This window comes from Pseudoalteromonas sp. KS88 (assembly GCF_004766475.1).
Taxonomy (GTDB): Bacteria; Pseudomonadota; Gammaproteobacteria; order Enterobacterales; family Alteromonadaceae; genus Pseudoalteromonas.
The window spans coordinates 56,562-72,181 of the sequence record NZ_PYHV01000014.1; the positions used below are offsets into that span (position 1 = coordinate 56,562).

Sequence of the window (15,620 nt, forward strand, 5' to 3'; positions counted from 1 at the left end):
AATTAATAACCATAAAATGCTATTAATTGCCCACTTTTCCTTTTTACATACGTATAAACTCATTACTACAAGTATCTTAAACACCAGCTAATAAAGCATAGCTATAGTGATAGTTGATCGAATAAACTCGCTAATTCGTAAGATTTTAGATAAGCCTATGAGACTATAGGTGAAATATTACTGTAATTTAGTTTATAGTAACTAGAATTAAAACATCGCGTTTAGTAGAGAGTTGCCACATTTATGACATCGCCGATTTTGATAACTGGCGCAGGCCAACGTATAGGCTTAGCGCTTGCAAAGCACCTGCGCAACGCAGGGAAAAAAGTAATTATTACTTACCGCACACGCCACAGCTCAATCGATGAATTAGAATCGTTGGGAGTAACATGCTTGCCCGCTGATTTTAAAAGTAATGAAGCAATATATGATTTCATCACAACATTAAAAAGCCACACAGCGTCATTGCAAGCCATTATACACAATGCCTCAAGCTGGGATTGCGAAGCCAATAATCCAGACAGTGCTGACTTATTTGATAATATGATGCGCATCCATGCCAAAGCACCTTATTTAATTAATTTAAATTGCGCGCCACTCTTATTGGAATACCAAAGGCTAACCCAAGCCTCAGCAGACATAATTCACCTGACTGATTATGTTGTAGAAACAGGTAGCCCAAAGCATCTTGCCTACGCCGCAAGTAAAGCGGCTTTAGATAATTTAACAAAGTCATTTTCAGCCAAGTATGCTCCGCGCATAAAAGTAAATTCAATTGCTCCGTCACTGATTATTTTTAATCAAGATGACGATGAGTTTTACCGCGCCAAAACCCTTAAAAAATCTTTAATGGGGATAGAGCCAGGCTGTGAAGAAATAATTAATAGCGTCGACCTACTACTGAAAAGCCAGTACATCACCGGACGTACATTACCTGTCGATGGCGGCAGACATTTAAAATAACGAATTAAAATTGAGAACTTTATGCACAACGAACTAAAAAATAGCTACCAAGAAATTATCAGTGCCGTCGGTGAAGACCCACAACGTGAAGGTCTACTCGACACACCAAAGCGTGCAGCAAAAGCAATGGAGTATTTAACCAAAGGCTATCGTGAGACGCTCGAAGAGATAACAAACAATGCGGTATTCTCCTCAGACGCTGACGATATGGTGTTAATTCAAGATATTGAGCTTTACTCAATGTGTGAGCACCACCTATTACCTTTCGTTGGCCGCTGTCATATCGCATACATACCAAATGGTAAAGTGCTTGGTTTGTCTAAGTTTGCACGCATCGTGGATATGTTTTCTCGCCGCTTTCAAATACAAGAGCAGTTGACTCATCAAATTGCAAAAGCAGTGGAAGAAGTAACAGGTGCTAAAGGAGTCGGCGTTATTGTTGAAGCTAAACACATGTGTATGATGATGCGCGGCGTAGAAAAGCAAAACTCAAGCATGCGTACTTCAGTAATGTTGGGCAACTTTAGAGCAGACCCTAAAACCCGTAACGAGTTTCTACAATTGATTAAAGGCTAACGAATGGCTAATGCAATTATCAATGTCACCAACCTAAGGTTGCGTACTTTTATTGGCTTTAACCCTGAAGAACGCGAAAAAAAGCAGGATGTAGTGATCAACTTAGAGATCCACTATCCTGCTGATCAAGCCTGCGAAACCGATGAAGTAGAACAAGCATTAAACTACAAAACAATTACTAAACAAGTAATAAGCATTGTTGAAAATGGGCATTTTTTGTTACTGGAAAAGCTAGTCGCAGAGATACTCGCTGTATGTCACAGTCATAGTAGTGTTAACTATGCAAAAGCACGTGTGGATAAACCACATGCGTTACGCTTTGCCGATTCGGTATCTCTCACTCTTGATTGGAAAAAATCTTAGAGCAGGTTATCTAACCCTACGGCAAAGGCCAGCACCACTAAATAGCGTGCTCCTTTGCCCAAAGTAACTAACCATAAAAAAGTCCACCAGCGCACCTTGAAAATTCCCCCAACCACAGTCAGAGGGTCACCAATGATTGGCAACCATGCAAGTAACAAGCTATAGACGCCATATTTTTGAAAGCGAATTTGTGCCTTCTCAATCCCTTGTTGAGAAACAGGGAACCATCTGCGATCTTTAAAGCGCATCACATGTGTCCCTAGCCAATAATTAACACAACTACCCAATACATTGCCTATCGTTGCACTTACCCATAATAGCCAGAGTACATAGTCGCCTTTGGTGATCATAGCAGTGAGTACGATTTCAGATGAACTAGGTAATAAGGTAGCCGATATAAATGCAGTAAAAAATAATGTTAAATACGCCATTAAAGCCTTAAATGATACATATAAAAAAACCCAGCTTACCGCTGGGTTTTAAGTAAAAATTGCGTTACTTATTTTATCAAATTTATACTAAATGGATAGTTAAATGGCTTCCCATCATTGGTTTTTATCGCGCCAATAACCACCATAATAAATGAGAAAATGGCCACTATCGGTAATAAAATAGCGCCAATTGCGACGATCATTAATATAAAACATACAATGTAGGCAATTAACATCGTGATTTGAAAATTAAGTGACTTACGACCATGCTCTGCGACAAGTGGCATATCTTCTTTTTTAATTAACCATACAACAAGCGGCCCAATAACACTGCCCATTGGTATAATAAAGCCTGCCAGTGCGCTTAGGTGACAAAGCATTGCCCATGTACGCTGTTCTTTATCAACTAGTACAGGTTCAACCTTTTGATTCTCTTCCATTATCATCTCCTTTTTTTGTTTATAGTGACTGTTTTAAGGCATAATGTCTATAAATCACCCACCTTAAAAGGAATTTAATAATGACACCTTCCCTTACGCGTATCACAATCCTGTGCATTTCACTGACTGGGTTATCGGCCTGCTCACAAACTGCCAACACATCCCCTACGCAACCAACCCTTGCCACACCAAAAGGTTATGAGACCTACGTAAACATAGGCGAGAATTTCTCACAAACTCATTTTATTGATATTTATAACAACGACGTTCGTCTCGGTGAAAAGAAGAAGCTAGTGATACTTTTTGCCACTTGGTGCTCAGACTCACAACGCCTTATTAAACAGCTTCAACAATCCTCATTGAGTAAAGATCCACAAGTGCAGATCATTGCTATTGGCCGAGAGGAAAGTGCGGCAACACTTATGCAGTTTAAACAAGAGTATAATATTGCTTACTCACTTATTGCTGACCCGCAGCGAGCAATCTACAACCAATATGCTAACAAAGGAGTCCCCCGTCTAATCCTGCTGGATGAGAATAACCACGTCGTAAAAACACTCATTGGGGAAGATCCTAATTCGCTGCAAAAAGTCAGTTGGTAGCCTGTGATAAAAAAGTGATAACTTTGTGAGGCTTTCATGATGTTGCTATTTGATACTAAAACTGACTCATCAAAAACAGGAACTAACAATGAAAGCCTCAACATTTACTGTTGCAGTAATAACTGCACTTGCTAGCCAATCTTTATCGGCTGCAGAACTTGATTTAAAACTTACAAATCTTACTCAAGGGTTGCACTTTACACCCATTTTAATCACCGCGCATGCTAGCGACGATACCTTATTTGAAGTTGCAATGCCGGCTACAACAGCATTACAAACCATGGCCGAAGGCGGCAACTTGGCACCGCTTATAGATCAAGCAAATGCTGCAGGCAGTGATGTTATAGCCAACCCAGCTGAGGGGCTTCTAGCACCAAGCACATCTACAATGACCACACTAACGACGGCTGAAGCGAATGAATACCTGTCAATCACAGCAATGCTGTTGCCCACTAATGATGGTTTTGTTGGCCTGAATAGTTGGAAAATACCCAAAGAAGCTGGCACCTACTCAGTCTATTTAAATGCTTATGATGCGGGTACAGAAGGTAACAACGAGCTTGTTGTTGAAGGTTCTGGAGCCCCAGGTACACCGGGGATTCCCGCAGCACCTGGAGGTAATGCAGGCAGTGGCGGCACTGGCTTATCAAGCTCAGATAGCAATACCATGATTCATATTCACCCAGGAAACCTTGGTGATGACGATTTAGCGGCAGGAGCAAGTGATTTAAGTAATACCGTACACAGATGGTTAAATCCTGTAGCCAAACTAACCGTTACAGTTAAGTAGGAGCAATGCTATGTTAGCCTTTAATCGACCTTTAATGATTATTGCTCTTGCGGGTGCTTTAGCAGCCTGTAGCGATTCAAATGATAACGATGATGACGTTACCCCAACACCAGAGCCTGTCAGCTATTCGTTTACACTACAGGTGAGTAACCTAACTGCTGGGCAACCGTTCTCTCCCATTGCAGTCATAGCTCACACCGAAGGAACACTTTGGAAAGTTGGCGACCCCGCTACAACAGCCTTGGAAAGAATGGCTGAAGGAGGTGACAATAGTGTGCTATTACAATTTGGTTCAGCTATTGCCAATGTATCAAGCGAAGCTCCTGTTGCACCAGGCGCAGAAACAACATTAATCATAACCACAGATAGCATTGAAGAATTAAAATTATCACTAAGCACTATGATGGTGAATACAAATGATGGTTTTACCGGTCTTAATGCTATGGATGTGTCTTCGTTAGCAGTTGATCAAACATTAACACACTTCACATTCGCTTATGATGCTGGTACCGAGAGTAACTCAGAGGCTTCAGGCACAATTCCCGGCCCAGCGGATAGCGGAGAAGGCTTTAATGAAATTAGAGATGATGTAAACGTTATTGCTATGCACCCAGGTGTGGTGGGTCAGCAAGACGGACTAACAAGCTCAGTATTAAGCAGTGAGCATAAGTTTGATAACCCGTTAGCAAAAGTTGTCATTACGCGGACACAGTAATTTATTTCAGGGCGAATGGATGCGCCCTCTCATAGAGATAACTGTATGCAACACGAAAAAATATTAATAATCGAAGATGACCGAGCTATTAGACAACTAATCGTCACACAGCTTGAGCCGCTAAACCTTCATATCGATCAGGCTGACAGTGGTGAAGTCGCTTTAAAAAAAATAACGAAACAATCCTATGGCTTATTATTGCTCGATATTAATTTACCACAAATGGACGGCCTGAGTTTATGTCGAAAAGTTAAAGAACATTATCCAACAATCGCTGTGATTTTACTGACCGCCCTAAGCTCAGATATGGATCGGGTTATCGGCCTTGAAATGGGCGCAGATGACTATATTTGTAAACCCTTCTTTGCCCGTGAATTACAAGCCAGAATAAAAACTCAATTGCGTCATCGCGCGCAATTACTGACAGCCAATATAGCCGATGAGCGAGCAGACACTCGCGAAAAAAGCATACAGCTTGGTTCATTGCATATTGAATTTGCCAGTCACCAAGCTTTTTTAGCTAAGCGCGCTATCAATCTTACCGCTACTGAATTTGATTTACTTGCTTACTTTGCCCGTCACCCAAACCATGTTTTTAGTCGCCAACAGTTACTTGATCACGTATGGGGTTATCAACACAGTGGTTATGAACACACCGTAAATTCTCACATAAATCGCCTACGTGCAAAATTAGAGCAACACCATCAAGCCCCTTTTATCGAAACCGTGTGGGGTGTCGGTTATAAGCTAAACCCCAGCCAATTGAGTAATAATACATGAATACCGCTTTTAACTTATCTTTATATCAGAAATTAGCATGGTCGCTAGTGATAATTTTTTGCTTGATTGGCGCACTTGTTTATAGCTGGAGCAAGCAGCTTGAGTACAGCTCACAGCACCATGCGGAACAAAACTTACACATCAATTTAGCTGAACACTTAGTACAAGATAACCCACTCATTAAGCAGGGTATTTATGACTATAAAGCACTTGAAAACCTGTTTCATACTTTGATGTTGCTAGGCCCTGCATTTGAGTTTTACTTTGTTGACCCACAAGGAAAAATACTGACCTATTCAGCACAGGCAGGTAAAGTTAAACGAACTCATATAAATCTGTCACCATTAAAGCGCTTGATTAATGACGCCTCATTAACCCCACTCTATGGTGATGATCCTCGCGACCCTAATAAACAGAAAATATTTTCAGCCGCCGCGGTGTATAACCAAGCTCAACTACAAGGCTATATGTATGTCATTATTGGTGGTGAAGCTTACGATACAACGTTAAATAAAATAAAAGCCAATGACAGCCTTTACGTTAAAGGAATTTGGCTTATAGCAGCACTGTTATTTTTGTTTATTGCCATGTTGTTACTGTTTAAGTTTTTTACTTCTCCCATTAAGCGCTTAGCCAATGATATAAGTCGCATTGAAGCGGCAAACTATCAGCTAACTGATTTTAAATTACCAGTCTATGGCAATAAAAATAATGAAATTGGCCATTTGAGCAAAGGCATACAAGCGATGTTAAGCCGTATCGACGAACAGTTTAAAGCCTTGCAACAAAGTGACTTACGCCGAAGAGAGTTACTTACACATTTGTCACATGACTTACGTACACCACTGGCCTCTTTGCAAGGTTTTTTAGAGGTACTTATCAGCCCATCAAGGCACTTATCCACTCAAGAACGGCAGCATTACTTAGCTGTTTCAAATAATAATTGTCATCAGCTTAAACTGTTAATTGAGCAAATTTTTGAGTTAGCGAACCTTGAAAATGGCCAAGTAAAAATTAAAACCGAAACATTTAATTTAGGTGAACTGATTTATGACTGTATCGCAAAGTTTAGCCTATCGGCTCAAAGTAAAGGGATCAGTTTAGGAGTCGAACCTGCCATTTGTGATTTTACTGTGGTTGCAGATATTGCCAAGCTTGAGCGAGTACTCAGCAACTTAATCGATAATGCTATACACCATACTAATCAAGGCGATAGCATTAATATACGTGTTACTCAAAAACACACAACGCAGTTATATGTCGATGTGAGTGACACAGGGATTGGGATTAATAACGATGAACTGACTGCTATTTTCGAACCTCATTACCAAGGTCGAAATTCTAATAATGCAGGACGCCAGCAAGGGGGGTTGGGGTTGGCTATTTGCAAAGGGTTACTCAAACTTATGGACAGCGACATTAATGTACACAGTGAACTAGGAAAGGGCACACAATTTAGGTTTAACTTAACGCAAAAAATAAAGGCGTGACTTACACCACGCCTTTATTGTGAACCCCTTGGGTTATTCTTTAATACCCGCTAAATCGAGTATGAATGCATAGTTGAACGCGGTGTCTTGCAGGCTTTTAAAGCGCCCCGATGCCCCGCCATGCCCTGCTTCCATATCAATTTTAAATAGCAGCTTATTATTGTCTGTTTTATATTCACGTAGTTTAGCAACCCACTTTGCAGGTTCGAAGTATTGTACTTGCGAGTCATGCAAACCCGTGGTTACAAGCATATTTGGATAGGCTTGTTTACTTACCTGATCATACGGAGAGTAAGACAACATATAGTCATAATACACTTTCTCGTTTGGGTTACCCCATTCGCCGTATTCATTCGTTGTCAGTGGAAGGCTTGCATCAAGCATAGTTGTCACTACATCAACAAACGGCACTGCTGCTACCATACCTTGATACAGTTCAGGTGCTTGATTTGCAACAGCCCCCATCAATAAACCACCCGCACTGCCACCCATGGCAAATATTTTACTTTCGTCACCATATTGCTGAGTTACTAACCCTTTAGTGACATCAACAAAGTCATTAAATGTGTTCTTTTTATTCAGTAACTTTCCGTCTTCATACCAAGGGCGACCCAACATTTGTGAACCACGAATATGCGCAATGGCAAATACAAAACCACGATCAAGTAAACTTAAACGCGAACTTGAGAAGCGCGGATCCATCGTTGCACCGTATGAACCATACGCATATTGCAATAACGGATTAGTGCCATCTTTTTTGAATTTATCTTTACGGTAAACTAAGCTAACGGGTACTTCGACACCATCGCGTGCCTTAATAAATAAACGCTCTGAGGCATAGTTATCAGCATTAAAGTCACCCACTACGGCTTGTTGCTTCAGTAAGGTTTTTTCTGTGCTATTCAAGTCAATATCATAAGAGGTGCCAGGCGTAGTCATGCTTGCATAGTAGACACGTAAATGAGGATTATCTAGTTCATTATTGCCGTAAGCATGAATCATGTAACTGCTATCATTAAAGCTTAGAGTCTGCTCATCACCTGATTTTAGATTACGTATAGTTAAGCGAGATTGCCCCATTTCACGCTCTTTATACACAAGGTGGTTTGCGAATAAACCTATCCCTTCCAACTTCACATCATCGCGCGCTGCAATCACCGTTTGCCAATTAGCTTTGTCATGGGCCTTGTCTTTGTGCACTTTCATTAACTGAAAGTTCACCGCATTTAGGTTAGTTACGATGTAATACCAATCACCGTGTTTAGCAATATCGTATTCTAGGTTTTCTTCACGTTCAATCAAACGTTTGGGCTGTGCTTTAACGTTATTGGCATCAATCACTGAGACACCTGATGCACTAGTACTTCCATGCCAAATATAGATTTCTTGTTTATCTTTACTCTTGCCAAGGCCAGTGTAATAACTGGTATTAGTTTCTTCGTATACCAGCTCATCTTGCGATTGTGGAGTGCCAAGCGTATGGCGGTAAACTTGATAGCCTAATAATGTCTGTAAGTCTTTTTTAATGTAATAAAACGTTTTATTGTCGTTTGCCCACACCACATCACCGTCAGTCCCTTCGAGTTTATCTTCAAGTAGCTCGCCGGTGGTTAAATCTTTGACTAAAATAGTGTATATACGGCGACTTACTGTGTCTTCACCATATGCAAGTAAATTCCCATTAGGGCTAACTGTTAGCCCTGTAGCGGCATAGTAATCGTGGCCTTTGGCTAATTCATTAACGTCTAAAATAACCTCTTGCTCAGTACCTTTGCCATCTTTAGCGCGCACGTAAGTCGGGTATTCGTTGTCGCCACGCGTTTGCGATGAATAATAGTAGCTTCCATTCTTTGTTGGTACTGAATCATCATCTTTTTGAATACGCCCTTTTAACTCATCGAATAGGGTTGCTTGAAGTTGCGTCGTATGGGCAAGCTGCTGCTCCGTATAAGCATTTTCAGCGTTTAGGTGCGCTATTACAGCTGGATCTTTTCGCTCATCATCACGCATCCAATAATAATTATCGATGCGTGTATCACCATGAATCGTCATTTCATGAGGTACTTTTTTTGCAACAGGCGCTTTTACTGCTGCTTGAGTAGCAACACTGGTGGTTGTTATCGAAGTTGATTGTGAGCTCTGCTCTGGTGCTTTATTACAACCAGAAAGCACGGCAATGGATAATGCAGCCAGTGCAAAAGAATGTATTGGTTTCATAAATTTCCCTAAGTATTGTTATTTTTCCACCATGGCTAATATATATAAATCTTGCTTACTTACCTATATATGTTTGTAAAGCAATGTAAAAAGGGAGCCGAAGCTCCCTTTTAAAACATAACTAATTTACTAGTCTGCAATTATTTTTGTTTACGACGACGCATAAACGCAAATGGTGCAGCAAGTAGCGTTAACCAAGCTAATGAACCTGAATCATCATTGTCATCGTCATCATTTGCACGTAAGTTATTTACGCCAATTTCAACACTAACAGCTTTAGATACATAACCCTTGCTATCTACAGCTTGAACGCTGAAGATAATTTCGCGGTCAAATTCATAATCAATTTCACCAGCAGTTACGATTGTACCGTCTGGATTAACTGACACTAGGTAGCTACCAGAAACAATGAAGCTTTCAACTGGAGAAACATCAGCATCTGGGTCAGAGAAATCAAGCATGCCAATCGTTGTACCAAGTGCAACGTTTTCGTCGATTCTGAAACGTTGGTTCATCTCAATCATTGGTGCGTGAGACATTGGGTCAATTTCAACGTTAACCATAACTGTCACAGCTTCAGACTCTAAACCAGAATCATCTGTAATTGTAACTTCAAGCGCTTGTGTAGGTGTTTCATAGTGATTCAAGCTACCAGTAACTACTAGCTCACCCATTTCATTCACTTCAATAGAATCTGAACCTTTCACGCTTGCAGAGCTCATCATCGTAGCTGCACTTTCAAACAGTTCAAAGTCAAGTTGACCAATCACGGTGCCTTCTTCAGCTGACTCGATTACGTTGAAACTTTGACCTGATGCAATAACAGGTGCTTCATCTGCAACATTGTTAATTGTAACAGTGAATGTTGCTGGCGCTGACTCAGTACCAATTACATCTACCGCTTTAACTGTGATCATGATTTCAGTTAAGCCTGCTTCTGAGTCAATTAAGTCTGTATTCTCAACTATAATATCACCTGTTTCAGCATCAACCATTAAGCCAGGAGCTGACATGCTCAGCGTTTCGAAGTAAGCAATATCTAAACCTGTCTCATCTTCAAACTCAATTGAACCAACTGTTAAACCATTAAATAATGACTCGTCAATTGCAAAGTCAGCGATGACTAAAGCAGGAACCTTCGGAGCATCTGCGATATCACGCGGCGCTGTTAGATAAACTTGCGTTCCAGCAGGTGAAGTTAGTGCAAATGCACCCATTGATTCTACAACTGCTTTTTGACCTGGAGCTAGAGAATCTAACTTGTCGCCACTGGCATCAGTTGCAAGCATTGAAACGCGAGGGTTACCAGTGAAGGTTGTTGAACCTACTGCCGAGTCTGTTTCAAAGTAAACACCTGCTTGGTAGCTAGGGTAACCAACAGAAGCTTGGATGTTAATTTGGCCGCCAAGCATATCTGCATTTAAGCCCATTAACTCACTACAACCAGAGAATGTTACTGTACTTTCACCAGCTTCATGGAACATAGGTGTGCCCCACATCCATCCGTCATTACCATCAGCATCTATTGTACCTATCAATGTACGGCTACGACCTGGAATTGCAGCTGAACGACCTACATCGTTTAAGTTCATCATGAAGTGATCATAAACACCATCGTTATCAGTGTCTAAGTTCATGCGAACACCAACTTGACGCATATGAGTGATTTCGTCACGTAGTTGGATTGAAGAGGTGATAAATACACCTGAATCACAATTTTCAGAAGCATAAGCAGCAAATGTTGTGCTTAATATATCAAAGTCAGCTTCATCGTTTTGAGGGCTGCTAGCAACTACTTGCTCAGCGATTGGTGATACATCAACTGAACCTACGTTTTCAACAACTAGCTCAGTGACACCATCAACTTCTTCGAAAGCAAACTCAAGCTCTGCACCTGCTTTAGGCAGTGCGTGATAAACAACGTGTAAATCATGATCCGTATCAGTCGTTGATGTATCATCAAATACTAATGCACCGTCAAATTCAGCCATTGTTAATGAAGGGCTGCGTGCAGCTAAATCGTCTGCATCAAACGGGTTTTCCAACGTCCAGTCATGTAACATGGTTGGATCAACTGTCATAGTTACATCAAATGTGACTTCTTCATTTGCAGCAACCGTAACACTACGTGGGATATCAAAGCTAACTGCACCTGTGTCAGCATCATTCATGAAGCGCTCTTCAATACGAAGGTCGTAAGTTTTATCTTCGTCAGAGAAGTTTTTCAATGTAACAGTTTTAGTGAAACTGCTCATTTCAGTCATACGCTCAAGACCAAATGACAATGCAGCTTGTGCAGTTTGGTACTCGTCATCTACAACCCATGCTGCAACCGGTAGGTTAACCGCTTTTTCTACATCAACTAAACCTGCACCAATTAAGCTGATAGGCGCAAGTGGTGAATCAGGGTTGATTGTAAGTGGGTCAACAGTAACGTTAAGGTCTGCAGCATTCATTATTGTTGCTTTGATTTCAAGCGCGTTACGGTCAGGGTGAGCTTCACGAACAAGTGCTACTGCACCTGCAGTGATTGGACCTGAGAACGAAGTACCTGTTGCTGGTGCAAGACCATCTTGCGTGCCAGTTGCAGCAACCATAATATCGGTACCTGGCGCTGTAATTTCAGGCTTTAATAAGCCATCCATTGATGGACCACGTGATGAGAATGACGCAACTGCACCGGCTGTTACTTTACGCTCAACCATGATGCTGTAAGTCGCTGCATTACCAGCATCTAACTGCGCTTTCATCGCGGCACCTGCGGCAAAGTTAATACCTACGTTACGAATAGTAACATCAGCGTCAAAACCACCCATTGGTGCAGGTGTACCGTCATCGGTGTTGTTCGCGATGAATACAAATGCAGCACCACGCGCTTGCGCGTTAAGTACTTTTTGAGTAAACGCACATGCGCCACGGTCGATTAGCACAGCTTTACCTGTGAAATCAATTTCATCAGCGAATGCTTCACAACCATTTTGGTTCGCTTCTGGGTAAATAACTTCAGCGTCAACTTCTGTCATTTCAAATGCTGTTTGCGGACCAAAACTTGAAGGTTGGATTATAGTTTCTTCACCAGCGATTGTACCAGATGCAACACCAATATCATTCGCAGGGTGAGTCATTGCACCTACAGAAAGTGCATTAGGCGTTGTAGACGGGCCACCAATACGGAACGGGTTATCACCATCATTACCCGCTGAGATAACAACGTTTACGCCAGCTTCAACAGCTTGCTGAATTAAAAATTGAGTACCGCCACCGATGTAAGTATCACCGAATTCGCCACCTAGAGACATATTAATTACGTCTACATGGTCAGATGTGTCGCCATCACCATTTGGATCCATTGCCGCTTCAAGTGCAGCAGATTGTGCAGCACCTGGACAACCGCCACCACATACTGAGTAAACATATAGCTCTACGTCAGGGGCAATACCCGTTACAGAGTGAGAAACCGATGTACCATGGCTTGTAGGCGCGTCTTCTTCAGTAGGGTTTTCTGGATCATTTTCAATCGGATCAGCGTCGTCACGCATAAAGTCGTAACCGCCCATTACCTGACCTTGTGGCCATGTTACCATAGTAGGATCAGACTGCGCTTCATCATATGCTTCAACAGTACCTGCACCACCAAAGATTGCGTGAGTGTAATCAATACCAGTATCTAGCACAGCTACTTTTTGAGTTGAACCTGTATACATACCGCCAGTAACTACTGGAGTCGCTTTAATGTAATCTGCTGAAGCAGCAACATGTAGGTCATAGTCAAACATTGGTAGAACACGGTCTACGCGCGGATCGTTTTTAATTTTTTCAAGTGCACCTGGGCTTGCTTGAATAATAAGGGTCGGTGCTAGTATTTTAGTTTCACCTAGAATTTTCACATTTGAGTCAAGGGTGAATAACTCATCTTTAACTTGGCTTTGTAAAGTTTGAACGTTGTCGTAGCTTGTGCGAGCACTCGATACACTATACGTCCCTTGCTCCATCATATCCGCAGCTGTAGTTGCTTTTAATACCACTAGGAAAGACGTTGGCTCTTTTTTATCAGCAACGTCTGCTTGAGAAATTGGCGTATAGCCTTGGTGCTTTAGTGCTGATTGGTTAATTGAATTTGCGTTTGCAGCACCTGCAATAAGTACGCTGGTAACAGCTGTTGCAACTGCGGTTCTTTTTATTAAATTCTTAGACATGATTTCCCCTGGGATGTGTTATGTTTTATGTTGTCTAACGTGAGTATAAACATATACTGATGCCTAATATAAAACTACCACACTGAAAATGGCAACAACACAGTTACAATCCAATTACAAACAGAATGAAATACACTCATTTAAACATGCTAAAGTCATGTTATAAAAAGAGTTAAAACAAAAAAGCCATTTGTGAAAGTTTGTAAATAAAAATAAAAAAACACACAAAGTTGCGAGGAAAAGTGAATAAATGAACTCAGAAGTTATTAACATATTAACAATGGCCAAAGTAATACAAACCGCGGTAGCGCCCGTTTTTTTAATTACGGGTATTGCAGCCACGTTAGGTGTACTTTCTAACCGTTTGGCTCGCATAACAGACCGTGCTAGGCAACTTGAACGAAAATTGAAAGTGAGTATCGACGAAGAGTTAAATATATCTCTTACTACTGAGCTTAGAGCCCTACTCAAACGCTCTCGCTGTATACATGTGGCATTTAGTTTGAGCGTATTAAGTGCAGTGCTCGTATGCGCGGTGGTTATGTTATTGTTTTTATCTCATATCCAAGCAGTTAATCTCGGTGTTACTATTGGTAGCTGTTTTGTCGGTGCTATGGCGCTGTTGATTTGCGCATTTATGTCGTTACTAGGTGAAGTATTCTTAGCCACACGCAGCATGCGCAGAGGAATGATATTTGCAGACATTGATATCAATGATTAAAAGTTGATATCAATGATTAAAAGCTGATACCAACAATTAATAAAAATACAGCGGTTAAAGCGCGATTAAGTTTAACCGCAATACACTTGTATTATCATCACAGCTAAGATAAAACTACGTCGATACAGCTTATATTATCTCTGAAGGGGCAAAAGGAATGAAATTAAAACATATTTTTTTAGGGGCGGTACTATCAACCCTAACACTGGGTGCATCAGCTAACGCAACATTTGAAGATCCAAACGACGCCATTGAGTACCGCCAAGCAGCATTCTCAATGATTCGCGTGCAAATCGGTGACATGGGTGACATGCTCAAAGGCAAAGTAGAGTTTGACGCTGAGCGCTTTAAACACCGCGCAAATAACGCCGCTGCATTATCAAAAATGCCCTGGGAAGCATTTGGTGCAGGTACAGATAAGGGCGATACGTCTGCTTTACCTGCAATTTGGAGCGATAACGAAACGTTCATGAAAAAAGCAGCTTCATTTCAACAATACGCTGATAAATTAGCTGTTGCTGCACAAACTGGTGACAAAAAACTTATTGCTAAAGCGTTTGGTCCTTGGGCTAAAGGCTGTAAAGATTGCCATAAATCTTTTAAAGACTAAGATATACGGACTCTACAAAAACGGGGCCAATAAGGCCCCATTTTTTTCTCGATTTTTTGCTCAACTAAACAAATAGCTTAATGGTTCAGCGCCCCACGTTGCCATTAACACAATGAGTAAAGTTACAAAAATAATAAATGCGAACCAAGGCGCTTTAACAACTTCAGCATCATCACTTGATTGTGTCTGTTCAGCTCGACCTGTGATCATTGCTTTAACCAGCTTCTTGCCTTTTATACGATAAATAATAATGGCCACAATGTGTAAAATAATCGCGAAAAACAGCAGATCAAAGTTATTATGATGAATCCAACCAGCCCACTCAACCACATTACTAGAGGCATATTGCACCAAAGGCCCATCAGTTAGAATGTCGTCCGTGGTCATCAAACCGCTAATTAGTTGTGTCAAAATTAAAATAAAAAATGCGATAACCATATAGCTACCGGCTGCTCCATGACCTGGCTTAGTATCACCGATCTTGAATGACTTTATCGCAGCAATGGGTGAATGCAATAGAGCGCTCAACTTTGCAGTTTGGCTACCAACTACTCCCCAGACCAACCGAGTTAACAGCAAGGCTAATGTGAAGTACCCCGCGATAAAGTGCAATTCCATCATGCCCTCTTCAGCACTAAAATACAGCGTCGCAATCGCTACAACGAGCAACCAATGAAAACTGCGGATGAAGCCATCCCACACCTTAAGCTTCTCCATACTTACCTC

15 protein-coding genes are annotated in these 15,620 nt (G+C 41.3%); 10 read left to right on the forward strand and 5 right to left on the reverse strand.

The window, feature by feature from the left end; all coding sequences use genetic code 11:
• Positions 1-243 precede the first annotated feature (243 nt).
• From folM to folX, 3 genes are read left to right on the forward strand one after another with little or no spacing between them, the layout of a single operon-like run.
• Positions 244-963, forward strand: a complete 720-nt coding sequence (folM, locus tag C7Y70_RS08845) for a dihydromonapterin reductase (RefSeq protein WP_135474473.1) — start codon at positions 244-246, stop codon at positions 961-963.
• Positions 964-984: 21 nt separating this feature from the next.
• On the forward strand, positions 985-1,539 hold the full coding sequence (gene folE / locus C7Y70_RS08850; protein ID WP_099295229.1) for a GTP cyclohydrolase I FolE: 555 nt from the start codon (positions 985-987) through the stop codon (positions 1,537-1,539).
• A gap of 3 nt (positions 1,540-1,542) precedes the next feature.
• Positions 1,543-1,902: a dihydroneopterin triphosphate 2'-epimerase gene (gene folX / locus C7Y70_RS08855; protein WP_099295228.1), complete on the forward strand. Its 360-nt coding sequence runs from the start codon at positions 1,543-1,545 to the stop codon at positions 1,900-1,902.
• Here the strand turns inward: folX and C7Y70_RS08860 are convergent.
• Together C7Y70_RS08860 and C7Y70_RS08865 are read right to left on the reverse strand one after the other, a co-directional pair.
• Positions 1,899-2,333: a YqaA family protein gene (locus C7Y70_RS08860; protein WP_135474475.1), complete on the reverse strand. Its 435-nt coding sequence runs from the start codon at positions 2,331-2,333 to the stop codon at positions 1,899-1,901. The genes folX and C7Y70_RS08860 overlap by 4 nt on opposite strands.
• Before the next feature lie 68 nt (positions 2,334-2,401).
• Complete coding sequence (locus C7Y70_RS08865; protein ID WP_099295226.1) at positions 2,402-2,773, reverse strand: DUF4870 domain-containing protein; 372 nt, start codon at positions 2,771-2,773, stop codon at positions 2,402-2,404.
• An 80-nt stretch (positions 2,774-2,853) separates the two neighbouring features.
• Between C7Y70_RS08865 and C7Y70_RS08870 the strand changes: the two genes are divergently transcribed.
• The 5 genes from C7Y70_RS08870 (at position 2,854) to C7Y70_RS08890 (ending at position 7,150) form a co-directional block, all read left to right on the forward strand.
• Positions 2,854-3,375: a TlpA disulfide reductase family protein gene (locus tag C7Y70_RS08870; protein WP_135474477.1), complete on the forward strand. Its 522-nt coding sequence runs from the start codon at positions 2,854-2,856 to the stop codon at positions 3,373-3,375.
• A gap of 88 nt (positions 3,376-3,463) precedes the next feature.
• Positions 3,464-4,165, forward strand: a complete 702-nt coding sequence (locus tag C7Y70_RS08875) for a spondin domain-containing protein (RefSeq protein WP_135474479.1) — start codon at positions 3,464-3,466, stop codon at positions 4,163-4,165.
• A 10-nt stretch (positions 4,166-4,175) separates the two neighbouring features.
• Entirely contained in the window at positions 4,176-4,880 is a 705-nt protein-coding gene (locus C7Y70_RS08880; RefSeq protein WP_135474481.1) for a spondin domain-containing protein, read from the forward strand.
• 45 nt (positions 4,881-4,925) lie between these two features.
• Complete coding sequence (locus tag C7Y70_RS08885) at positions 4,926-5,660, forward strand: response regulator transcription factor (RefSeq protein WP_135474483.1); 735 nt, start codon at positions 4,926-4,928, stop codon at positions 5,658-5,660.
• Positions 5,657-7,150, forward strand: a complete 1,494-nt coding sequence (locus C7Y70_RS08890; RefSeq protein WP_135474485.1) for a HAMP domain-containing sensor histidine kinase — start codon at positions 5,657-5,659, stop codon at positions 7,148-7,150. Before C7Y70_RS08885 ends, C7Y70_RS08890 begins: the two co-directional genes overlap by 4 nt.
• Before the next feature lie 33 nt (positions 7,151-7,183).
• Here the strand turns inward: C7Y70_RS08890 and C7Y70_RS08895 are convergent, their stop codons facing one another.
• Both C7Y70_RS08895 and C7Y70_RS08900 read right to left on the reverse strand, forming a co-directional pair.
• Entirely contained in the window at positions 7,184-9,367 is a 2,184-nt protein-coding gene (locus tag C7Y70_RS08895; RefSeq protein WP_135474487.1) for a S9 family peptidase, read from the reverse strand.
• Positions 9,368-9,507: 140 nt separating this feature from the next.
• Positions 9,508-13,563 carry a S8 family serine peptidase gene (locus C7Y70_RS08900; RefSeq protein ID WP_135474489.1) on the reverse strand — a complete coding sequence of 1,352 codons (4,056 nt, stop codon included), beginning with the start codon at positions 13,561-13,563 and terminating at the stop codon, positions 9,508-9,510.
• Between the two features lie 250 nt (positions 13,564-13,813).
• Here C7Y70_RS08900 and C7Y70_RS08905 point away from each other — a divergent pair, with 250 nt between their 5' ends.
• A complete protein-coding gene (locus tag C7Y70_RS08905) occupies positions 13,814-14,284 on the forward strand; it encodes a DUF2721 domain-containing protein (RefSeq protein ID WP_135474490.1) in 471 nt (156 codons plus the stop codon).
• Between the two features lie 157 nt (positions 14,285-14,441).
• Positions 14,442-14,894, forward strand: coding sequence for a cytochrome c (locus C7Y70_RS08910; RefSeq protein WP_135474492.1), 453 nt, complete (start codon positions 14,442-14,444; stop codon positions 14,892-14,894).
• A 60-nt stretch (positions 14,895-14,954) separates the two neighbouring features.
• Here the strand turns inward: C7Y70_RS08910 and C7Y70_RS08915 are convergent, their stop codons facing one another.
• The gene (locus C7Y70_RS08915; RefSeq protein WP_135474494.1) at positions 14,955-15,611 is read right to left on the reverse strand and encodes a cytochrome b/b6 domain-containing protein; all 657 of its coding nucleotides are present in this window, start codon (positions 15,609-15,611) and stop codon (positions 14,955-14,957) included.
• Positions 15,612-15,620 lie beyond the last annotated feature (9 nt).

Bases quoted from the DNA above. Each gene is read 5' to 3' on its own strand.
- folM (WP_135474473.1), top strand. From the start codon at position 244: ATGACATCGCCGATTTTGATAACTGGCGCAGGCCAACGTATAGGCTTA.
- folE (WP_099295229.1), top strand. From the start codon at position 985: ATGCACAACGAACTAAAAAATAGCTACCAAGAAATTATCAGTGCCGTC.
- folX (WP_099295228.1), top strand. From the start codon at position 1,543: ATGGCTAATGCAATTATCAATGTCACCAACCTAAGGTTGCGTACTTTT.
- C7Y70_RS08860 (WP_135474475.1), bottom strand. From the start codon at position 2,333: ATGGCGTATTTAACATTATTTTTTACTGCATTTATATCGGCTACCTTA.
- C7Y70_RS08865 (WP_099295226.1), bottom strand. From the start codon at position 2,773: ATGGAAGAGAATCAAAAGGTTGAACCTGTACTAGTTGATAAAGAACAG.
- C7Y70_RS08870 (WP_135474477.1), top strand. From the start codon at position 2,854: ATGACACCTTCCCTTACGCGTATCACAATCCTGTGCATTTCACTGACT.
- C7Y70_RS08875 (WP_135474479.1), top strand. From the start codon at position 3,464: ATGAAAGCCTCAACATTTACTGTTGCAGTAATAACTGCACTTGCTAGC.
- C7Y70_RS08880 (WP_135474481.1), top strand. From the start codon at position 4,176: ATGTTAGCCTTTAATCGACCTTTAATGATTATTGCTCTTGCGGGTGCT.
- C7Y70_RS08885 (WP_135474483.1), top strand. From the start codon at position 4,926: ATGCAACACGAAAAAATATTAATAATCGAAGATGACCGAGCTATTAGA.
- C7Y70_RS08890 (WP_135474485.1), top strand. From the start codon at position 5,657: ATGAATACCGCTTTTAACTTATCTTTATATCAGAAATTAGCATGGTCG.
- C7Y70_RS08895 (WP_135474487.1), bottom strand. From the start codon at position 9,367: ATGAAACCAATACATTCTTTTGCACTGGCTGCATTATCCATTGCCGTG.
- C7Y70_RS08900 (WP_135474489.1), bottom strand. From the start codon at position 13,563: ATGTCTAAGAATTTAATAAAAAGAACCGCAGTTGCAACAGCTGTTACC.
- C7Y70_RS08905 (WP_135474490.1), top strand. From the start codon at position 13,814: ATGAACTCAGAAGTTATTAACATATTAACAATGGCCAAAGTAATACAA.
- C7Y70_RS08910 (WP_135474492.1), top strand. From the start codon at position 14,442: ATGAAATTAAAACATATTTTTTTAGGGGCGGTACTATCAACCCTAACA.
- C7Y70_RS08915 (WP_135474494.1), bottom strand. From the start codon at position 15,611: ATGGAGAAGCTTAAGGTGTGGGATGGCTTCATCCGCAGTTTTCATTGG.